This is a genomic window from Fodinibius sp. GM21, from assembly GCF_058386955.1.
The window spans coordinates 124,251-143,692 of record NZ_JBYEIQ010000002.1; the positions used below are offsets into that span (position 1 = coordinate 124,251).

The following is a 19,442-nucleotide window of genomic DNA, read 5'->3' on the forward strand; positions in this document are numbered from 1 at the left end:
GATAAGAAATACAAGTTTGTAAGAATATCGGAATAAGCCCCATCTACGGAAATGAAATCCATTAAATAAACAGACCACTATATCAACTATGGAACAGTTTGACGCTATTGTTATTGGGACCGGACAGGCAGGACCTTCTCTTGCAGCCCGCTGTGCCAAAGAGGGATTGAATACAGCAGTTATTGAGCGTGATAAATTTGGGGGAACTTGTGTAAACACGGGATGTACTCCCACGAAAGCGATGGTTGCCAGTGCCCGTGCAGCACATATGGCTAACAGGATGAACGATTTCGGCGTTGAGATCGACGGATCAATTTCTGTGAATATGGAGAAAGTAAAAGCCCGGAAAGATGCTATTGTGAAAGAGTCGACGGAAGGAGTTGAGAACTGGCTTAAAAGCACTAAAAACCTTACGGTGTACGAAGGACATGCGCGCTTTGAAGATGAAAAAATTCTTTCTGTGGGTAACAAGAAGCTTTCCGCCGAAAAGATTTTCATCAATGTTGGCGGACGTGCGTTTATTCCCGATGGGTTTGAAGATGTGGATTATCTTACCAACTCCAGCATTATGGAGCTGGATGAAGTGCCTGAGCATTTGATTATCGTAGGTGGCGGATATATTGGTCTCGAATTCGGACAGATGTTCAGCCGATTTGGCAGCGAGGTTACCATTATTGAGCAGGGCCATCACCTGCTTCCCAAAGAGGATGAAGACGTATCAAATGCTATCCAGAATATTTTAGAAGACGAAGGCATTACTTTTCGGTTTGGAGCCGAATGCATCGGGGGAACTAATGAGAGCGGGCAGGTGGTTGTGAACGTAAATTGCGAAGCGGGTCCTCCTAAAGTGGAAGGGTCGCACCTGCTGTTGGCAACCGGACGCCGACCCAACACCGATGATCTGGGACTCGAAAATACCACGATTAAAACCGACGAACGAGGCTTTATCCAAGTTGATGATCAGTTGCAAACCACCGCAGAAGATATTTGGGCCTTGGGCGACTGCAATGGCCAAGGGGCATTCACCCACACAGCCTATAATGATTTCGAAATTGTAGCTGCCAACCTATTTGATGATAATCCCCGCCGGCTGTCCGACCGCATTATGTGTTATGGATTGTATATTGATCCCGCCTTGGGTCGCGTGGGAATGACCGAAGCCCAAGCCAAGGAATCCGATAGAAATGTACTGATCGGTATGCGTCCGATGAGCCGCATCGCTCGGGCAAAAGAGAAAGGAGAAACCAAGGGCTTTATGAAAATACTTGTTGATGCTGATAGCGAAAAAATACTTGGGGCTGCTATTTTGGGTATCGAAGGCGATGAAATAATCCATTCCATTATTGATATCATGTACGCCGAGGAACCATACACCACAATCCGAGATGCGGTTCATATCCACCCGACGGTTTCAGAGCTTATCCCCACAATGCTGGAGAATCTTGAACCTTTGGATTAAATGAAGCTTTAAATTTTACCACTATGATGCATTATGAATGAGATTTCACTCACATCTAAAATAACCTGTCCTAATTGTGAGAAACAGACCGAAGAAACTATGCCGGAAGATTCGTGTCAATATTTTTGGGAATGTCCCCATTGCGGTGAGCTTCTAAAAGCTAAACAGGGAGACTGCTGTGTTTTCTGTTCTTTTGGAGACCATCCGTGCCCACCTATTCAGCAAGAAAAAGATTGTTGCTAAAATGTGTCACCTATTGGCCCATCGTAGCTTCCGATAATCAAATTTACTCTGCAGGGTGGGCTTAACAATTTCAAAATAGGGCGACACATCAAAATCACGCGGGGCAAACAGGCTGTGGTGACGAATATGAAGAATTTCTTTTTGAGAGCTTATTTCGGCCTTACTACTGGATTCATCAATATCAATACTTGGCAGGATGGGATACGTTACTGACTGAAACGCCTGGGCAATCAATGAAGAACAAATGGCCTTTGTAGGATCCCCGCTGCCCAACGCCAACAGCCGCCGACGATATTTTTGCGGGACCGGTGGGGTTTGAATAAGATAGCGAGCCAAGTCAAAGATATTCTTCAAATCATATTTGTAGCCCAGCCGCTCCTTCATGAAATCTATTACCTGCTTCATCTCTTGGGGAGCTAGCCCCACAGGACGACAAATCCGGGTATGGTTTTGACAATACCTGCTAAGCGGTACCGTTCGAACGCCCTCCTTAACATCCACTTCGATAAGCAGCGGCTTGGTACCCAAATCCCCATCTGATTCAACTTTTCCTATAAAAATGGCAGCATGCGACCACGTTGATTGCGTGATATATTTGATGGCCATGCTAATTCGACTGCTGCCCTCAATTAGCAACACATCTCCCGGTTGCAAGGTCTTCTCCAAGGCTTCTCTGGAACAAGTAGCTACAGATTCCTGTTCTTCGTCTGGCTGAGTAAGGAACCGCGCTAATCGATAGCCTAAACCACTTAATACAGGAATCATCAGGAATTTATTTAAAAGTTATTTTCTAAATCATAAATAACGGTCCACCCAGGCAGCTGTTACTGAACCGACGTATTGGGCATCATCTTCGTTGGTAAGAAGGTGATCAGCATCATCCAATGAGATAAAGCTTTTGGGGTGTTTGGCCAGCTTATAAATATGGGCAGCGTTATCAATTCCTACCGTTTGATCAATGGGTGAATGAAAAATGAGCAGGGGCTTGTCGAGGTTTTCAATTACATTATTCATTGCCTGCTCTTTCAGATCATCCAGAAACTGTTTTTTAATCGTAAACACACGTCCGGCCAGCTTAACACGGGCCTCCCCCTTTTGCTCAATCTCATCCATTTTATCCATCAGGTGATGCGTGACATGCTCCGGATTACACGGAGCACCAATCGTGGCTACGGCTTCAGCCGAGGAAATATGATGGGCTGCCTGAAGGACCGCGGCTCCTCCTAACGAGTGACCGATAAGCATTCGCGGGGCCGCCCACTCCTTTTCCATATACCGGGCTGCTGCTTGCAGGTCATCGATATTGGATGAAAAATTGGTGTCAGCAAAGTCGCCTTCACTTTCGCCCAGACCAGTAAAATCAAAGCGAAACACCCCCATGCCGTGCTCTGTTAATGTTCGACTGATATGTCCCACAGCTCGCAGATTTTTGCTGCAGGTAAAACAATGAGCAAACAACACTGCTCCTTTGGTATTGCCCTCATCTGGTTCATCAATTCGGGCTGATAACTTTACTCCCTGACTTCCCGGGAATTCAATTTTTCTACTTTCCATAGATAAAATTTTAGTATTAATTATTGTTAGTATAAATTTCTGTTTCTGGCCAAAACACCAGCCAGGCAAACGCAAAATAGTCTCCAAAGATAACAGCCTCCAACTGTTGCCCCTTATACTCACCTTTAACAGCTTTGCCCGTTACGGTCCATACCGAAGCTGTTTGCACATCTACAATATTCCCATCTTTCACTGCAAATGATAATTCTTGGCCCTTGAGTGTTCGTTTAAAAACGCCGGTCGATCCCGACTCTTTGGATTCTGCTATTTGGGTCGCATCCAGAGCTGAGGTCGCCCCATCCGTATGAATAATAAGCACCGGAGTATTAGCAATCTTATCATTAATTACGTGCTCTTTTCGAGTAATAGAATAAGGATACGCTTTTTGCTGTTCATCCATCCTTACGCCTATTACTTTCTCCATGGGTGGCAGGCGCCCGTCGTCATTGCCCGCCCCAAATAAGGGCGTATTGTTAATATCGTCGTATCCGGTGTATGGGTTGGCTCCATAGTTTCGGTCATATCCGGTGTCACGAGATAACACTTTCCCATCGGGATAGTTTTCTCGGAATTGGGTAAACGAGATAATTTGACTTGGCACCTGATTCAAGGTCGTCCCCACATAATCACCGACAATAGCCTTGCCGGTAAACTGTTGCCATAAAGTCTCGGTCTTGCGATCGAACATCACCAGATCGGAATGACGCAGAAAGCCGGAAACCCCAAACTCCAAGACCTCTCCATCTACTGTTCGATCAAACACCAGCGCCGAATAACAGAGCGGGCAAAAAGTAACCAGCAGCGGATCACCGCAAATGTTATCATTTACTATCTCGTGCCATATTAAAATTTGCAAAGGATAAGCACGAGCTTCGTCCTCGTACTCAATTGAAATTACCGGTTCTTGTGCTGATATCCACGAAGCTGCATCCGAAATGGATACAAATTTCGGATCATCAATAGAAGGAATACCATCTTTAGGCGGGCCTCCTTGTTTAAGTTCATCAAGGTTGATTAATGACTTCTCGGTATTGGTTTCCCATCCCTGCAATTTTTGGGCATTCGTCTCATTTATGAATGCAATTCCAAACCACAGGATTATTATATAACTTAGCCGAACGGGGTTGAATGAAAGCATAGCTCTTATTATTTACGGGCTTAATCTTAGTCAGCAATTTTATATGCTTAACTGGTTTAAAAGACGTCGTAAGGAGAAAGCTTCTTACGAGACAAACGAAGAGTGGATCGAGGCGCTCAAACCGCCAGTAGATGAGCGTGCGGTAAAGCTGCTTCGCCAGCAGTTAATTCGGGGACTTAAACCGGCATTGCATAAGTATGTGGATCGCGAACTCGACCAGTTTGTTGAGGATGTTGCACAGGATGCACTGCTTAAAGTGTTGGACAACATCGACTCCTTTCGTGGCGATAGCAAACTCCTGACCTGGGCCATGAAGATTGCCGTTCGCGAAGGACTTACCGAACTCCGGCTCAAGCGTTATGATGATATCTCAATCGAAGATTTGAAGCCGGATGATGACAGCCGTGAAGTCTTTTCCCTTACAGTGACCGGCAATGAAATCAGCCCCGACCGTTCATTACACGAATCGGATTTAGTCGATAAAGTGATGACCATCATCAACGAAGAACTCACCGATAAACAGAAACGAGCCATTAATGCCCTCATGATCCAGGGACTGCCCGTTCCGGTCGTTGTTAAGCAAATGGATACCAATCGGAATGCGCTCTACAAATTGGTTCACGATGCACGACTTAAGATTAAGAACAAGTTGGAGATTGAAGGGATCGATCCCGATGAGATGCTGAATAAACTGTAAGAACTATGGAGTTAACCTCATCAGTAGCTATAAATAAAGAAGTTATCACTAATCATAGATGAAATTAACACCCGACATATTAAAAAGCCTGATTAAATCGGCTCAAATGGCGGCCGACCATGAGATAGGCTGCGATGATTGCTTTGATGAGCTCCATGAGTTTGCCGAACTGGAACTGGCGGGCAAATCACCAGCAGAAGCTAAACCGTTGGTCAAGGATCACCTTGACAAATGCGGCAGTTGTCGCGAAGAGTACCAGGCATTGCTCGAAGCCCTTCGAGCATTTGAAAATGGAAAGTAATGACCGTATAAGAGAATAGAACTTACCGAGAATACCCTCTCCCAAGCCACCGACTGCTTATGTATCCCAGTACCCATCCGTACACCAGGTGAACGAATAACGTTATCAGGATATAAGAAAGCGCTCCTTCCAAATAAAGCGGATGATTCAATGGCAGGTGATGGGCATAGCCGAATCCAAACACACCCCAGCCTATTAACGGGCTGTACACAAACATCATAAACAACCAGAGGACCATGGCCAACATGATAGCCTTCATAATTGAAAGGTGGTCATCAAAGGTGTACACCAAGACGTAGGACCATAAAATACCATAACAAAAATGTAGCAGCAGAGCATAGCCCAATTCTTCTATCCCTAAGTTATATAAGAAGGCATAGGATGGGGCCACATTAAATGGCGCAATGCCTGTGACATCGGTTCCTACATAAATGAACAGAAACATCACTAAGCTGGCCATAAAGCCCGTTAAGGCGATGTTAAACATTCGCTTTATACTATTCTTCATAACCATAGCCTGTTTTAGATAACGTTAGAATAAGGCATTACTCGACCCGGAGGCGTCCGATTTTTGAAAAAGGACTTTCACCTTCAGCCCTTTGTTATTTTCTACCGTCAAGTCGCCATTTATTTGTTGAATTAAGGCACCTACGATAGCAGATCCCGTACTATCGGAGCTGGTGAAGTCCACATCTCCAGGTACCCCATCCCCATCGTCACTTATCTGGATTTGCACCTTGTCTTCAATTTCATGAACCGTAACGGTAATAGTACCTGTACCCTTTTCTTTAAAGCCGTGCTCTATGGCATTAGCCATTAATTCGTTGATGATAAGTCCCACCGGCACGGCCTGGTTAATATTTAACTGTACAGCATCAAAATTAGTCTCAACGGTAATCTTCATTTGATGTCCTATATACGTGCTGCAGATATATTTCGTAAGCTCCTCTAAATAGACCGCCAGATCGATATCAGAAAACGAGTCTGACTGATACAATTTTTCATGAATCAGCGCCATGGATTTGATGCGATCACGGCTTTCCCGCAATGCCCGATCTGCATTGCCCTCATTCATACTTTCCAACTCCAGCATTCCAGAAATAACGGCCATGTTATTTTTAACGCGATGGTGGATTTCAGCAAGCAACACATCTTTTTCATACAACGCCTCTTCCCATCGACCAATGCTTTTATTTGCACGCACTGTAAATACTACCCCAATCAGTACCAACAGAATGCCCAGAATAACGCTTATCCATAGCCCAAACTGTTTGATTACGCCCGACGCATCACCGACGGAAGCCATCAGTGTTTTGCTGCGCTGAGTCCATTGCTCATGCAAGGCATTATAGTTTTCTAGCTTTGTCTGGATGTGATTCTTACTTACCTCCTTGTCTTGGATATTTCTGTACCACTCTTTGACCAACGTATGCTGCCGGTTCTCTACTTCTTTAAGGGTTTCCCATTGGCGGTTTAGCCCCCTGACTTGATCCGACGAGTGGAAATAGTCGAGGATGGTAATCAGGCTGCTAATTTCGTTGGGTTTTATTTGTTCATTATCAAAAGTCTGAAATATTCCTGCCACATCAGGATCAGCTGAAAAAAGTTCGTCCACGGTCCGCTGTAGCGAATCCTTTTGAACCTGTATCTCTTGGTAAGATTTGAAATGCTCCGGATTACCAGTTCGAGCCAATCGCTCTACATGCATAGCAGACTGGTAGTGAAGACGGTTCCACTGTGAAAGTAAGGTTGAATAATTCCCGGCTGCCGCAATGATATTGATAGAAAAATTAGTGAGCACCGTCAGTCCACTAGCGGCAACGATAAATATACCCACCACTACAATAAGCTTGCGGCTCAAATAAAAGCGATTCTCTTTTAGCTGATCTTCATCCATTAACTATACCCCATCTGTTACTTTTTAGATACACTGACTAATAACCCACTAATAATCTTACGAAATACCATATATCAAAGATTGGATACCGTTTTTACAATCTTCGTAAGAACGCTTACTTATAGTACATCTTTGAATATGGATGGATAATTCTGTCGATCTTACTATAAAAAATACTACAAATGGCATTTATCGATATCATCGAACCAGAGGATGCAACGGGAACACTCAAAGAAATTTATGAGAATCTTAAAAAGAAGCGGGGCAAACTGGCACAGGTTCATAAAATCCAGAGTCTAAACCCGGAGACCATAACGGCACACATGGATCTATATATGTCGGTCATGTTTAGCCAATCGCCCTTAAGCAGAGTGCAGCGGGAAATGATGGCGGTGGTCGTTTCGGCAGCAAATGATTGTGAGTACTGCCAACAACATCACGGACAGGCCCTAAACCACTACTGGAAAGATCGTGAGCGCGTAGAAAAACTCTGCGAAGATTACAACAAACTGGATCTGGACAATGTGGATAAACGGCTATGCCAGTTGGCCAAAGTATTAACCAAGCATCCTGATAAGATGGAGGAGGACAAGTATCTGCAACCTCTGAAAAATACTGGACTTTCAGACCGAGCTATTCTTGATGCCGTTTTGGTAATCAGTTATTTCAACTTTGTAAATCGCATGGTCTTGGGACTCGGCGTAGAGACTAGTGAAGAAGAAATGCAAGGATATAAATATTAATTCAAGAGCCAAGCTATCATGAAGAAAATCACTTCATTTTTAACATTTCTACTCTTAACAGGGTTGTTTATCAGCGAAAGCATAGCCCAAGATGGTATGGTTACGCTGGAAAGCAATTACTCTGTCGAAAAAACTACCAACCGACTTGAACATGCATTGACAGAAAACGGACTTACCATCTTCAGGAAAGTCGATCATCAGAAAGGCGCAGCCTCAGTAGATATGGAGCTACCGCCAACAACACTACTCATTTTTGGCAATCCGAAACTCGGTACGCCACTGATGCAATGCGCACCCACGGTTGCTATTGATCTCCCGCAAAAAATGCTGATTTGGGAAGATCAAGATGGACAGGTCCAGGTAGGGTATAATTCTCCAGATTACCTGAAAAAGCGACACAATATAAAGGGATGTGACCAAGAGCTCCAAAAGATAAGCGGCGCCCTCAAAAAGTTTGCCCAAACCGCGGTAGGGAATTAACTGACACTATTAAACCATATTATTAAATAACACTGAATTACCATGGCCTTATCAGAAAAACAAGAGCAACTTTGCGACGAGAACGAAACGGATTTTTCCAATTTGAGTGCCCTTTTTCTAAACTGTACGCTCAAACCGAATCCCAACGACTCGCATACCGAAACGCTCATCGAAGTATCGCAATCCATTTTTGAAAAGAATAATGTCTCCACCGAAGTCATCCGTCCCGTGGACTACAACATTGCCCCGGGCGTTTATCCCGATATGACTGAGCATGGTTTCGAGGAAGACGATTGGCCCGGCATCCAGCAAAAGGTGATGGATGCCAATATTCTGGTCATTGGTTCTCCGATCTGGCTGGGCGAAAAATCTTCGGTAGCCACCAAAGTTATTGAGCGGCTTTATGGCTACTCCGGCAACCTCAATGATAAAGGCCAGTATGCCTACTATGGACGCGTGGGTGGATGCCTAATCACAGGCAATGAAGACGGAATCAAACACTGCTCGATGAGCATCCTCTACGGTCTGCAGCACTTGGGCTATGTTATTCCTCCGCAAGCTGATGCCGGCTGGATTGGTGAAGCAGGCCCGGGCCCGAGCTATGGCGACGATGGAGAAGGCGGGCCCGTGGGATTCGATAATGAATTCACCCAGCGCAACACCACCTTTATGACCTGGAACCTGATGCACATGGCCCACATGCTTAACCAGGCGGGTGGCATACCAGCTCATGGCAACCAGCGTTCGGAATGGGAGGCCGGCTGCAGGTTTGATCACCCCAATCCCGAACATCGTTAGTATCCAAGAACTATAAACTTAATAAGCATACTCGGTGTCATCCCGGACCCCGATCCGGGATCTCATGAATTTCACAAATACTAAACTGATGCAACTTTATAACAACGTGGGTAGATCCAAATGAGATCCTGAAACAAGTTCAGGATGACATGTAAGTCTTTTATTCGCTAAATGCATTAATTATTGGTGTAGGTTTTCTATGGATGAACAAATTGCAGTGAGCTCTCCGAAAATGTTAGAAGAGGTTTTAGATGGATTAAAAAGAGAGCAAAAGTCACTACCCAGCAAGTACTTTTACGATAAGCGAGGATCAGCGCTTTTTGAAAAAATTACTGAACTTGATGCGTATTATCCCACAAGCACCGAAATCGATATTATGCAGAGCAACATGCCTGATATCATCCGTACCATTGGCAATGATGTGATTTTAATGGAACTCGGCAGCGGGAGCAGTAAGAAAACTCGGTTACTTCTGGATCACCTTTCCTGTATCACGGCATACATACCTGTAGAAATATCGGAGCAGTTTTTGGAATCGGTCGTCCAGAATTTGAGCAAAAGCTATCCAGATTTAACTGTCAAACCGATTAGCACTGATTACACCCAGCCTTTTGACCTTCCGGAAATCAATCAACCGTACACTCAACTAATCGTATTTTATCCCGGATCGACGATTGGCAATTTTCGTCCCAGTGAAGCCCAACAATTTTTGGAGACTATTGGGAATTTAATGGAAACTGATGATGCTATATTAATTGGCGTTGACCTGAAAAAGGATATCAGTGTATTGGAAGCTGCTTATAATGATCGTCAGGGAGTGACGGCACAATTCAACAAAAATATACTTCGGCACATAAACCATAAGCTGGATGCCAACTTTGATTTGAGCAATTTTCGACATAAAGCATTTTACAACGAGGAGAAAGGGCGCATAGAAATGCATTTAATTTCCAGCTTAAATCAAACGGTAACAATTAAAGGAAAAGTGTTTCCCTTTGAGAAGGGAGAATCTATCCATACCGAAAACTCCTACAAATATAATATTGCAGAATTTGACAACTTAGTAAGCAAATGGTTTTCGGTGGAAAAGATATGGACCGATGCTAACGACTATTTTTCAATTCAATACCTGCAGAAAAAGTAATTCCCATCATTTTTAACAGCCACTGGAGGCTACACAAATCCAATATTACTCATGAATACACTTTCTACTCAAGAACTCATTTCCAAGATTGAAGAAACCAATGCTATCCTAATCGATATCCGGCCCATTGCTGCTTATAATGGTTGGACACTACAAAACGAGCAGCGCGGCGGACATATCCCTGGAGCCAAAAGTATTCCCCTGCCATGGACCCAGTATATGGATTGGGTGGAGGTGCTTGAAGAAAAAAATATCACCAAAGAACAGCCGGTTGTGGTGTACGGTTATGATGATGAGCAGAGCAATCAAATGGCAACCAAGTTAACTGACCTTGGCTATTCCGATGTCAATTTATACAACGATTTTATCGATGGATGGGCCGGCAATTCCGACTTTCCCCTGGATCAATTACCGCGATTTAAGCATCTGGTGTATCCAGAGTGGGTAAAAAAGCTCATTGATGGACAACAACCGCCTCACTTTGATAATGATGATTATGTAGTTTGTCACTCCCATTACGATCACATCGAAGACTATCACAAGGGACATATTCCGGGTGCCATTCCGCTAGATACCAACAGCTTGGAATCAACCGAAACGTGGAATCGTCGTTCGCCTGAAGAACTGCGTGAAACGCTCCAACAACTGGGCATTCGTCATGATACTATGGTGGTAATCTACGGACGTTTTTCTTCACCAGTTTATAATGAGGAGAAGTTTCCCGGAAAAAGTGCGGGGCATCTTGGCGCACTTCGCTGTGCCGCGATCATGCTCTATGCCGGGGTCGAAGACATCCGCATACTTAACGGCGGGATCACTAGCTGGGAAACCAAGGGCTATGATCTAACAACTAAAGAACATGAATCGACTCCCATTGAGGATTTTGGGAAGGAGATTCCTGGTCACCCACGATATATGATAGATACCCCTGAAGCTAAGAAACTGCTAAAATCTACTGAGGGAGAGTTGGTCAGCATCCGAAGCTGGGAAGAGTTTATCGGTAACCGCAGCGGCTATCACTATATCGAAAGGAGGGGCCGAATTCCAGGCGCTATTTTCGGCAACTGCGGAAGTGACGCCTACCACATGGAAAATTATCGCAATTTTGATCACACTATGCGGGAATACCAGGAAATTGAAGCTGCTTGGAAAGAAGGTGGGATTACCCCCGACAAACATGTGGCTTTTTATTGCGGTACCGGCTGGCGGGGCAGCGAGGCCTTTATGAATGCCTGGCTGATGGGCTGGCCCAAGGTTTCGGTCTATGATGGCGGATGGTTTGAGTGGTGCAATGATCCTGAAAATCCCATTGAGACCGGAACCCAAGTCCCAGAGAATAAATTATCCCTGTCATGAACACTCATCATAGAAAGGTTCTCTTTTTTGATGTTAATGAAACGCTACTTGATCTAACCGATGTCCGTAATTCTGTTGCAGAGGCATTGGAGGGCGGTGATGAAGTCGTATCGCTCTGGTTTGAGATGATGCTACATTACTCGCTAGTTGCAAACGCCAGCGATGAATATCACAACTTTGGAGATATTGGAGCAGCAGTGCTGCAAATGCTGGCAAAGCAAAGGGGCATTGCTATGAATGCTGCAACCGCGCGGGAGGTATTGCAACCAATTCGCACTGCGCCGCCTCATCCTGAAGTGCCCGAAGCCCTTAAAGAGTTAAAAAACCACGGATATCGATTAGCAGCTCTTACCAATTCCCCGCGCGATGGGATGGAACAACAGTTGAATAGTGCCGGCATTAGCTCCTATTTTGAACGACAGTTTAGCGTCGAGGATATCGGATTATATAAGCCTGATCGGCATGTATATCGATGGGCCGTACGACAAATGGAGATGCAACCTGAAGATTGCCTTTTTATTGCTGCTCACGGCTGGGATGTCGCGGGAGCTATGTCGGCAGGAATGAACGCGGCTTTTCTGAACCGGCCTGGGCAACAGTTGTATCCTTTGGCACCAGACCCGCACTATATTGAACCAAATTTGGCACAGTTAGCTGCGAAGTTGACAGCCAATCAATAAAAATAGGGGAAGACATTTCCAGCCTTCCCCTATCGGGTATGGGATGGGTATGGTAAGTCGGTCTAGTTAGCTACCTCTACTTTTTGTTGAATTGCATTTCCTTTAAAGGCGTAAAGCAGCGAAACAGCGATAATGAGTACCTGAAACTCCATTCCGCGACCACCATTGTTACCCATATTTATCGAATTCCATCCATATTGGGCATGAACCATCACGATAGCGCCAATCATAATTGCACTAAAAAGAAGTCCCGATACACGTGTTGCCCAATCTGGACCAAATCCACCCCAAAGCATGAGCAACGCTCCACCTATTTCGGCAAGGCCAAGCATCAATACCATAATAAATGGCATCCCCATCATCGCTGCTACATCTCCTGTCATGGCTACCTTTGGAAATCCGTGAAAAATAAAGATTGCCGCCAATGATAAGCGTGGTAACCAGTGTGCTATTCCCGATAATTTATTTAGCTGATCCATATGTATATCCCTATTATTTAAATGTTAAGAGTGATACCTATTGATGATGGCAGGATATACTTTCTTACTTTTAAATCAGCGCAGTAATTTTAGCCTCCTGATTGCTAATGGGTAACTAAATTCCTTTTAAGTTTTTTAGCTTCCTAATAATTTTGGGGGAACAATACAGAAAGGCACCTATCAGGAAAATAAAAGGCCAGTTATCGTAGAATGACCACTTATTTTTAATTAGGTCAAAGTCAGGGACTACACCGGATATTCTTGCTATCACGAGTATGCCACTTATCAAAATGAACAGGCCTCCCACTAATTGAGCAAACGTTTGCTTTTTAATCTTTTGTAATAGATTCATTTTCTCGGGTATTGGATTAGAATATTTTTGGGTTCACAGGGTTAGTTGCAGAAAAGTATTTCAGAATTACACTCATGCTTAAACTTTTTGCAAAAACGCTGATCTACACGACTACCCATATTACTAAACCGGTTTACAAACCAATTTACGTTTGCTTCAGGTAGGATTTCAAAATGCCGGTATCGGAAACTTTTTACTCATCTATCCCTCTTCTTCAAGCTCCTGTAAACACTCTTCCAAGGCACGAATTTGACTGCCATACCTTTTATACTGGCTATATCTGGTTATGAAATAAGAAAATGCGGTAAAAGCTATTGCCCCTAAAACGAATAGCAAAAGTGTAGTTACATTTGGGAATAGACCAATTCCGTGTACTAAATCAATAATTACAAGTGCCAAAACGGTGCCGGGCACAACGAGAGAATCTGAGTATACTTTAACCTTCATGGCTTTTTTTACGATCGCCAGAATAGTATTTATGGACGACTTTAAATCGCTTTCCCGTTTTTCAATATTCAGAATTTTGCGATAGCTAAATGCATTAAATACCGATATGAAGCAAATCACCAGCCCAAAAATCAGGTAAAAAATTCCAACCTCTATATTTGGCTTCGAGTCAGAAATGAATTCAAAAAAATCGAAGACGGGTTCTTTAGTGACTAGCGCATACGATGCAAATGCCAGTAGCAGCAACCCAATACCGCCGGCCATCAATACTTTATTCCTGATCTTCCGTTTTATCTGAGAAATTGTGGTGTTTGATCGTTTGCCGATCAGCCGCTGAATTTCTTCCTTGCTTACAAAGTAACCTTCAACTTCGTGCTCGGTCGTTTTTCTCCACACGGTTTTTAGTTGCTCAAGTTCCATGGTTAAGCCTCCACCATTTTTTTAAGTTTTTTCCGGATACGCGTCATCTTCACCCGCACATAATTCTGGCTGATGCCCATGATTTCAGCAATTTCCTCATTACCCTTTTCTTCCAGGTATAACATCACGATGGCTTTTTCGACATCACTTAACTGGTTGATGGCTGCATGCATCATTTTTAATTCTTTTTCCGGCAAAGGTTCTTCAGGGGGATACGCTATCTCATCAAAATCTACAGGTAGGGTAACATCTTCCTTCTTTTTATTTGCCTTTCTTAGCCGTTGCATAGCCACATTCAAACTTACGCGATACATCCAGGTTGAAAACTTTGAGTCGCCGCGAAACGATAAATACGATTTCCACAAGTTGATAAGGATTTCTTGAAACAGGTCTTTCCGGTCCTCTACGTTATCACAATACATACCACACACTTTATGGATGATCCCCTGTGCATCCATAACTTGGTCGATAAACTTCTGTTCAAGTCTTTTTTTGTTCAAATCGGCTACTTGTTAGCATTAGATGCTCTAAGGTATTAGTTACCTACTAAAGATCAGAATTACAGTTTTATCTTTTTTTTTAAAATGTACCAAGGAAGACTCGAAATGCAGAAACACGATCTATTCAGGGCTATTAGAACATACTTTCAAAGCAGCGCAGTTTGATAATAGATCACATACGCCCCGGCCAAGATGAGCAATCCGCCGGTTATGCGTTCCATGTGCGGCAGGATTTTGCGCAGGTATTTCATCAGCCAATTTTTTGCAAAGGTGGACAGTAAAATAGCTCCAATCATCATTCCACTGATCCCCACAAAATAGGCCCCTATATAAGAAGCACCCATCCAAACCGAAGGAGCAGCCATTGCCTGTGTGGCGACTACGAGGAATAGTGGAAACAAACAGCCCAGTGCCCCAATGGCATAGGCAACCCCAAACATAAAAGCTTCAACCGCTTCTGTCTGATTTGTAGGATTGTTCATATTGATGGAAAACGAAAAGTCTTTACCGGCAATCATGAATAAACCCATCATGATCAACCCACCTCCCATTCCCATGGTAATCCATTTCATGTAATCCTTTAGCACCTGCGCTGCTACGATGATGAGACCGCCGGCAAGGGCATAGACCACCAGGATTCCTAGTATACTCAACAGTGCCAATTTTATTCCTCGATACAGCCGCCTGCTCACCCCAAGATCGTGCTGCGAGTTACGTGAAATAAAGGCAACGATATAGCCCGGCAATAATGCTACCGCACAGGGAGCCAAGAAAGCAAATACCCCTTGTATAAAGGAGAAGTAAATAAATTCCATAATTATTGACTAACTAACTGGTCAAAAATCTGCCTATATTGCTGTTCGCTAAGAGCCGTCTTATTTTTCTGAAAGGCAATCTTCCCATCGCGGTTGATCCCTACCGTTGTCGCCTGACTTTCAACTCCAAAGTCCACCATAATCTGCGGATGTCCCCAAGTAGTAGGAAACTTGAAATCCTCTTCCTTGGCAAGCTTTGTCATCACGTCTTTCGTGTCAGTCGGATCAATACCAATTGCAATAAGGTTTAACTTATCTTCGTAATCGGGATACACTTCCGATAGGACTGGCCAGTTTTTAGCACAAATAGGGCACCACGAGGCTGTAAAATAGACGACCATGGGTTTATTTTCGGCCATCGACTGGTCTAAACTAACGCTGTCACCTTCAATAGTAGTAACCTGAAAATCAGGAGCTTCCTGCAATGTCGAATTAGTATCAGCTTGTTGTGTCTGATTAGCCGTATCTGATTTCTCAGATGAACATGCAGCTGTTATAAGTAATAGACCTAAAAGTGCTGTTAGAATTGTGAATTTATTCATTGATGTAACCATTTGGCTTTTATTTTACTGACGTTAGTCAGGGGTTGTCATTAGAGTTATGTTGAAATTGTTGAGGTCGTTTTTTAACAGAGAGCGTATATGATTTCTCAAATCAACTATATAAAACAATACGCTATCACTTTTGAATGGCAACAAATTATTTCTCCACGCTTATGATAATTTTGACGCCCTGTAACCAATTCTTCTTACAGTTTTTTAAAAACCCCGGATTTTAGCCGGGGCTTTGCCTAGTAATTCAGGTTATTTGCTCCATGAGTGTCCCTCAAAAACATCATCGACGGGCGTTTTGGTAACGTGGTTCATATAATTTGACAACGTTTTCACGCCTATAGCGGTGATCACACCAAGAATATGTTTTTCTTCGTAGCCGGCATCCAAAAAGTTTGCCAGTTCCTCATCGGAAACCTCTCCACGGTTCACTACCATAGTGCGAACAAATTTACTCAAGGCTGCCAATTTGGTATCTGGCACAAGGTCTCCATTGCGTATAGCACGGGTTACATCTTCTGGCACATTGGAAGCATTATCTGCTAAAAAGCTATGTGCAGCCATGCAATAGTGGCACCCATTTTCATAGCTGATGGATAATAAAATCACTTCTTGTTCTTGTGAAGAAAAACCTGCTTTTTCTCGAAAAGAATTATAAGCATGGTAGTATGAATCCAGAAGCGATGGATTTTGAGCCATATACTTGTACATATTGGGAATGAATCCAAGATTCCCTTTCGCTTCTTTTAGTATTTCTTTCGAGCTTTCAGGTGCATTATCAAGTGTAGCGGGTTCGAGCGATATTGATTCTGTATTACTCATAGTATTAATCGATTTAATTTTTGACATTACTAAACGATTGCTTAGAAATAAGAAAAAATTAACAGTAGTCCTTTTCTAAGCGTTCACTTAGATTCAAGTCCAAAAAAATTAGCGTTGCAATGAAGCTACCACAGATGAAATAAATAAATGGAGATCAGACTCGTCCATGACTTTGGAAGAAAGGGACAACCCCTCGGTACAAGTCACGAGATACTTTGCCTTTTCACGCGGATCGATATCCTCGTCCAACTGCCCCTTAGCCTTACTTTTTCTCAAGAGTTCATAAAAGGCCTCTTCCATCATCCCAAAATATGCTTTAAGTGCTTCATGTATTTGACTATCTGATGATCCAATCTCGGCAGCGGTATTTGCAACAAGGCATCCATTGGGTGACTCTCCATTTTGGACAGCATCAATAAAGGCTTTATAAAAATGCTCAATATCTTTAAGATCTCCTTCTGAATTTATGAGGATTTGAACAATTCCCTCACGCATGTGTTCGCGATACTTTTTCAGCACTTCTACAAAAAGATTATGCTTGTTTTGAAAGCTGGAATAAATTGAAAATTGATTGATTCCCAGCTCCTTTTCTAACATGCGAAGCGAAGTAGAGCGATATCCATTTTGCCAAAATACATACATCGCTTTTTGAAGGACTTCGCTTGGATCATATTCTTTTTTTCGGGGCATACTTTATATATTTTTCCAATTAACGCATAATGAGGTAACATAATTAAGTTTTAGACAAATACGTTCAAATTCAAAAAACTCTATTCATAATGGTTATTACCCATTTGTTTCAAACTCCAGCTCTCTTGGCTTAAACACTTCTCGAGTGGAGTATTCACCAGATGATTGGTTTTCTTACTAATTGTTTTTAAGGCTCTATGGTCAGATTGACTTCCCGCACGTTTGCTTGCTGTATCAAATATAAAAAATACATAAGTCCATAACTCATTGCGAGTCTAATGCTTATGCGATTGTACGCCCGAGAAGATTCGAACTCCTAACCTTCTGATCCGAAGTCATATTTAAGCCATTTCCGTGGGTTTCCGAGCACGTACAAATATTTCGGTAAATCGTTGCATATCATGAATTTATAGCGTAATCTACTCCCGGGCGGTTACGGTCATTTACGGGCCAAGCCAAGTATTCTGTTACCCAAATGTTACCCAAATTTCGATTTGGGTAACAGGAAATAAAACGCTGAACTTCTACCCTGGCATGTCTGATTTATGGTCAGACATAACAGGGTTATTAATTTTAAAACTGCTATGCCTTCAAAAAAGCTTACTCATAAATTTGTCGAAGGATTAAAACCCCCGAAAAAAACGATAGAATATTATGATAAAAAAGAGACGGGATTAATTTTAAGACTATCGAAAACCGGTTCTAAAACCTTTGCATATAGATACCGTTTCGCTGGTAAAAATAGACGATTTACTATAGGCAGATTTCCTGCTGTTGGTCTTGCTGATGCAAGGGCCAAGGTGATGAAGTTAAAGGTCAAGGTTAATGATGGCATAGATCCTCAGGCTGAAAAAGAGAAGCGCAGATACAAGCCCAACGAATTAACTTTTAGGGAGCTTGCCGATATCTTTTCTAAACAGCACTTACCTACCCTTGCAGAAAGAACACAAGCTGAATATCAGCGCCATATTGATGTTGAGTTAATAGACAATCACAATTGGGGTGAGATACCTGTTTCTGAATTTACCAGTCAACATGTACGGGAGGTTCTAAATCAAAAGGGTCAGGTAGAGGGTAAATTTACTATGGCCAATCGCATTAGGTCGACTGCATCTAAAATTTTCGATTTCGGTTTAACCAATGTGGGAATAAAGCTTGAAAGAAATCCAGTAGAGAATACGCCCGTATTTGACCAAGGTGAGAATGTGAGGGATCGTGTTTACAACGAAGAAGAAATTAAGGAGCTGTGGAAGTACTGGGAGACGAAGCCAGAGCCGATCCAATCATATTATAAAATATTGCTTTTAACAGGGCAGCGAAAAACCGAAACGATGCTTATGGAATGGGCAGAAATAAGCTGGAATAAAGCGTGTAAGCGCATAAGAATCGGTGAAGATGGAAAGCCTAAACAAGAAGCCTTTTTAGCGGATATTTGGACAATACCAGGAGAAAGGGCAAAAAATAATGAGGAGACCGATGTACCTTTATCTGATATGGTTAAAGAGATATTGGAAAAGCTAAAGCTAATTACCGGAGATAGTAAGTATGTTTTTGAGTCACCTCGTATCAAAGGTCAGCCATTAAATAGTGTTAAGAGTACGGACGAGAAAATTCAAAAAGAAACGGATATTTCAGATTTTCGGATTCATGATTTAAGGCGTACGGTAGCAACTAAATTGGAAGAAAGCCTAGTTGATCAAATTGTGATTCAAAAAATCATGAATCATAAGATTGAAGGAGTTACAGGCAGGCATTACCAATGGTACAATTATAATGATAGAAAGCTTGAGGCATTAAATCGCTGGAATTGGAGAGTTAGGAACATCATATCTGGAGAGAAAGCAGAAACAAAGATTCATAAATTAGGATAACAGGG

Annotated in this window: 23 protein-coding genes; 11 read left to right on the forward strand and 12 right to left on the reverse strand. The window is 42.9% G+C overall.

What is annotated here, in order from left to right:
- Positions 1-88 precede the first annotated feature (88 nt).
- Positions 89-1,459 carry an FAD-containing oxidoreductase gene (locus ACT3IB_RS04295; RefSeq protein ID WP_491537797.1) on the forward strand — a complete coding sequence of 457 codons (1,371 nt, stop codon included), beginning with the start codon at positions 89-91 and terminating at the stop codon, positions 1,457-1,459.
- A gap of 33 nt (positions 1,460-1,492) precedes the next feature.
- Entirely contained in the window at positions 1,493-1,702 is a 210-nt protein-coding gene (locus tag ACT3IB_RS04300; protein ID WP_491537798.1) for a GDCCVxC domain-containing (seleno)protein, read from the forward strand.
- A 6-nt stretch (positions 1,703-1,708) separates the two neighbouring features.
- Here ACT3IB_RS04300 and ACT3IB_RS04305 read toward each other — a convergent pair whose 3' ends face one another.
- The 3 genes from ACT3IB_RS04305 to ACT3IB_RS04315 are packed head-to-tail and all read right to left on the reverse strand — an operon-like array spanning position 1,709 to position 4,394.
- Entirely contained in the window at positions 1,709-2,467 is a 759-nt protein-coding gene (locus tag ACT3IB_RS04305) for a YiiX/YebB-like N1pC/P60 family cysteine hydrolase (protein WP_491537799.1), read from the reverse strand.
- A gap of 30 nt (positions 2,468-2,497) precedes the next feature.
- On the reverse strand, positions 2,498-3,256 hold the full coding sequence (locus tag ACT3IB_RS04310; protein WP_491537800.1) for an alpha/beta hydrolase family protein: 759 nt from the start codon (positions 3,254-3,256) through the stop codon (positions 2,498-2,500).
- Positions 3,257-3,272: 16 nt separating this feature from the next.
- Entirely contained in the window at positions 3,273-4,394 is a 1,122-nt protein-coding gene (locus ACT3IB_RS04315; protein WP_491537801.1) for a DUF3179 domain-containing protein, read from the reverse strand.
- Between the two features lie 43 nt (positions 4,395-4,437).
- On the opposite strand from ACT3IB_RS04315, the gene ACT3IB_RS04320 reads away from it, so the two are divergent.
- Together ACT3IB_RS04320 and ACT3IB_RS04325 are read left to right on the forward strand one after the other, a co-directional pair.
- A complete protein-coding gene (locus tag ACT3IB_RS04320) occupies positions 4,438-5,091 on the forward strand; it encodes an RNA polymerase sigma factor (RefSeq protein WP_491537802.1) in 654 nt (217 codons plus the stop codon).
- A 58-nt stretch (positions 5,092-5,149) separates the two neighbouring features.
- On the forward strand, positions 5,150-5,392 hold the full coding sequence (locus tag ACT3IB_RS04325) for a hypothetical protein (protein WP_491537803.1): 243 nt from the start codon (positions 5,150-5,152) through the stop codon (positions 5,390-5,392).
- Between the two features lie 22 nt (positions 5,393-5,414).
- Here ACT3IB_RS04325 and ACT3IB_RS04330 read toward each other — a convergent pair whose 3' ends face one another.
- Positions 5,415-5,900, reverse strand: a complete 486-nt coding sequence (locus ACT3IB_RS04330; RefSeq protein ID WP_491537804.1) for a hypothetical protein — start codon at positions 5,898-5,900, stop codon at positions 5,415-5,417.
- A gap of 24 nt (positions 5,901-5,924) precedes the next feature.
- Positions 5,925-7,289, reverse strand: a complete 1,365-nt coding sequence (locus ACT3IB_RS04335) for a sensor histidine kinase (RefSeq protein ID WP_491537805.1) — start codon at positions 7,287-7,289, stop codon at positions 5,925-5,927.
- A 182-nt stretch (positions 7,290-7,471) separates the two neighbouring features.
- Between ACT3IB_RS04335 and ACT3IB_RS04340 the strand changes: the two genes are divergently transcribed.
- The 6 genes from ACT3IB_RS04340 to ACT3IB_RS04365 all read left to right on the forward strand — a co-directional run bounded on the left by ACT3IB_RS04340 (position 7,472) and on the right by ACT3IB_RS04365 (position 12,490).
- On the forward strand, positions 7,472-8,032 hold the full coding sequence (locus ACT3IB_RS04340; protein ID WP_491537806.1) for a peroxidase-related enzyme: 561 nt from the start codon (positions 7,472-7,474) through the stop codon (positions 8,030-8,032).
- A gap of 18 nt (positions 8,033-8,050) precedes the next feature.
- Positions 8,051-8,512: a DUF302 domain-containing protein gene (locus ACT3IB_RS04345; RefSeq protein ID WP_491537807.1), complete on the forward strand. Its 462-nt coding sequence runs from the start codon at positions 8,051-8,053 to the stop codon at positions 8,510-8,512.
- A gap of 42 nt (positions 8,513-8,554) precedes the next feature.
- A complete protein-coding gene (locus ACT3IB_RS04350) occupies positions 8,555-9,310 on the forward strand; it encodes a flavodoxin family protein (protein WP_491537808.1) in 756 nt (251 codons plus the stop codon).
- 199 nt (positions 9,311-9,509) lie between these two features.
- Positions 9,510-10,454, forward strand: a complete 945-nt coding sequence (gene egtD, locus ACT3IB_RS04355; protein ID WP_491537809.1) for an L-histidine N(alpha)-methyltransferase — start codon at positions 9,510-9,512, stop codon at positions 10,452-10,454.
- 51 nt (positions 10,455-10,505) lie between these two features.
- Positions 10,506-11,810: a rhodanese-like domain-containing protein gene (locus tag ACT3IB_RS04360; protein ID WP_491537810.1), complete on the forward strand. Its 1,305-nt coding sequence runs from the start codon at positions 10,506-10,508 to the stop codon at positions 11,808-11,810.
- On the forward strand, positions 11,807-12,490 hold the full coding sequence (locus tag ACT3IB_RS04365) for a haloacid dehalogenase type II (RefSeq protein WP_491537811.1): 684 nt from the start codon (positions 11,807-11,809) through the stop codon (positions 12,488-12,490). The genes ACT3IB_RS04360 and ACT3IB_RS04365 overlap by 4 nt, the downstream gene beginning before the upstream one ends.
- Positions 12,491-12,552: 62 nt before the next feature.
- Here the strand turns inward: ACT3IB_RS04365 and ACT3IB_RS04370 are convergent, their stop codons facing one another.
- From ACT3IB_RS04370 to ACT3IB_RS04400, 7 genes are all read right to left on the reverse strand, one after another.
- Positions 12,553-12,969 carry a DoxX family protein gene (locus ACT3IB_RS04370; RefSeq protein WP_491537812.1) on the reverse strand — a complete coding sequence of 139 codons (417 nt, stop codon included), beginning with the start codon at positions 12,967-12,969 and terminating at the stop codon, positions 12,553-12,555.
- Between the two features lie 553 nt (positions 12,970-13,522).
- A complete protein-coding gene (locus ACT3IB_RS04375; RefSeq protein WP_491537813.1) occupies positions 13,523-14,188 on the reverse strand; it encodes a hypothetical protein in 666 nt (221 codons plus the stop codon).
- A gap of 2 nt (positions 14,189-14,190) precedes the next feature.
- On the reverse strand, positions 14,191-14,688 hold the full coding sequence (locus tag ACT3IB_RS04380; RefSeq protein WP_491537814.1) for an RNA polymerase sigma factor: 498 nt from the start codon (positions 14,686-14,688) through the stop codon (positions 14,191-14,193).
- Between the two features lie 146 nt (positions 14,689-14,834).
- Positions 14,835-15,503 (reverse strand): cytochrome c biogenesis CcdA family protein, encoded by a 669-nt coding sequence (locus tag ACT3IB_RS04385; protein WP_491537815.1) that lies wholly within the window; start codon positions 15,501-15,503, stop codon positions 14,835-14,837.
- Between the two features lie 2 nt (positions 15,504-15,505).
- Positions 15,506-16,045: a peroxiredoxin family protein gene (locus ACT3IB_RS04390; RefSeq protein ID WP_491537816.1), complete on the reverse strand. Its 540-nt coding sequence runs from the start codon at positions 16,043-16,045 to the stop codon at positions 15,506-15,508.
- A 261-nt stretch (positions 16,046-16,306) separates the two neighbouring features.
- A complete protein-coding gene (locus ACT3IB_RS04395; protein ID WP_491537817.1) occupies positions 16,307-16,876 on the reverse strand; it encodes a carboxymuconolactone decarboxylase family protein in 570 nt (189 codons plus the stop codon).
- A gap of 108 nt (positions 16,877-16,984) precedes the next feature.
- Positions 16,985-17,566, reverse strand: coding sequence for a TetR/AcrR family transcriptional regulator (locus tag ACT3IB_RS04400; protein ID WP_491537818.1), 582 nt, complete (start codon positions 17,564-17,566; stop codon positions 16,985-16,987).
- A 584-nt stretch (positions 17,567-18,150) separates the two neighbouring features.
- Between ACT3IB_RS04400 and ACT3IB_RS04405 the strand changes: the two genes are divergently transcribed.
- Positions 18,151-19,437, forward strand: coding sequence for a tyrosine-type recombinase/integrase (locus ACT3IB_RS04405; RefSeq protein WP_491537819.1), 1,287 nt, complete (start codon positions 18,151-18,153; stop codon positions 19,435-19,437).
- Positions 19,438-19,442 lie beyond the last annotated feature (5 nt).

What these genes read in the sequence shown, in the direction of transcription:
- ACT3IB_RS04350 (WP_491537808.1), top strand. Translation starts at nt 8,555, where the DNA reads ATGGCCTTATCAGAAAAACAAGAGCAACTTTGCGACGAGAACGAAACG.
- ACT3IB_RS04345 (WP_491537807.1), top strand. Translation starts at nt 8,051, where the DNA reads ATGAAGAAAATCACTTCATTTTTAACATTTCTACTCTTAACAGGGTTG.
- ACT3IB_RS04330 (WP_491537804.1), bottom strand. Translation starts at nt 5,900, where the DNA reads ATGAAGAATAGTATAAAGCGAATGTTTAACATCGCCTTAACGGGCTTT.
- ACT3IB_RS04375 (WP_491537813.1), bottom strand. Translation starts at nt 14,188, where the DNA reads ATGGAACTTGAGCAACTAAAAACCGTGTGGAGAAAAACGACCGAGCAC.
- ACT3IB_RS04365 (WP_491537811.1), top strand. Translation starts at nt 11,807, where the DNA reads ATGAACACTCATCATAGAAAGGTTCTCTTTTTTGATGTTAATGAAACG.
- ACT3IB_RS04320 (WP_491537802.1), top strand. Translation starts at nt 4,438, where the DNA reads ATGCTTAACTGGTTTAAAAGACGTCGTAAGGAGAAAGCTTCTTACGAG.
- egtD (WP_491537809.1), top strand. Translation starts at nt 9,510, where the DNA reads ATGGATGAACAAATTGCAGTGAGCTCTCCGAAAATGTTAGAAGAGGTT.
- ACT3IB_RS04335 (WP_491537805.1), bottom strand. Translation starts at nt 7,289, where the DNA reads ATGGATGAAGATCAGCTAAAAGAGAATCGCTTTTATTTGAGCCGCAAG.
- ACT3IB_RS04370 (WP_491537812.1), bottom strand. Translation starts at nt 12,969, where the DNA reads ATGGATCAGCTAAATAAATTATCGGGAATAGCACACTGGTTACCACGC.
- ACT3IB_RS04295 (WP_491537797.1), top strand. Translation starts at nt 89, where the DNA reads ATGGAACAGTTTGACGCTATTGTTATTGGGACCGGACAGGCAGGACCT.
- ACT3IB_RS04325 (WP_491537803.1), top strand. Translation starts at nt 5,150, where the DNA reads ATGAAATTAACACCCGACATATTAAAAAGCCTGATTAAATCGGCTCAA.
- ACT3IB_RS04405 (WP_491537819.1), top strand. Translation starts at nt 18,151, where the DNA reads ATGCCTTCAAAAAAGCTTACTCATAAATTTGTCGAAGGATTAAAACCC.
- ACT3IB_RS04300 (WP_491537798.1), top strand. Translation starts at nt 1,493, where the DNA reads ATGAATGAGATTTCACTCACATCTAAAATAACCTGTCCTAATTGTGAG.
- ACT3IB_RS04385 (WP_491537815.1), bottom strand. Translation starts at nt 15,503, where the DNA reads ATGGAATTTATTTACTTCTCCTTTATACAAGGGGTATTTGCTTTCTTG.
- ACT3IB_RS04305 (WP_491537799.1), bottom strand. Translation starts at nt 2,467, where the DNA reads ATGATTCCTGTATTAAGTGGTTTAGGCTATCGATTAGCGCGGTTCCTT.
- ACT3IB_RS04315 (WP_491537801.1), bottom strand. Translation starts at nt 4,394, where the DNA reads ATGCTTTCATTCAACCCCGTTCGGCTAAGTTATATAATAATCCTGTGG.
- ACT3IB_RS04310 (WP_491537800.1), bottom strand. Translation starts at nt 3,256, where the DNA reads ATGGAAAGTAGAAAAATTGAATTCCCGGGAAGTCAGGGAGTAAAGTTA.
- ACT3IB_RS04390 (WP_491537816.1), bottom strand. Translation starts at nt 16,045, where the DNA reads ATGAATAAATTCACAATTCTAACAGCACTTTTAGGTCTATTACTTATA.
- ACT3IB_RS04400 (WP_491537818.1), bottom strand. Translation starts at nt 17,566, where the DNA reads ATGCCCCGAAAAAAAGAATATGATCCAAGCGAAGTCCTTCAAAAAGCG.
- ACT3IB_RS04360 (WP_491537810.1), top strand. Translation starts at nt 10,506, where the DNA reads ATGAATACACTTTCTACTCAAGAACTCATTTCCAAGATTGAAGAAACC.
- ACT3IB_RS04340 (WP_491537806.1), top strand. Translation starts at nt 7,472, where the DNA reads ATGGCATTTATCGATATCATCGAACCAGAGGATGCAACGGGAACACTC.
- ACT3IB_RS04395 (WP_491537817.1), bottom strand. Translation starts at nt 16,876, where the DNA reads ATGAGTAATACAGAATCAATATCGCTCGAACCCGCTACACTTGATAAT.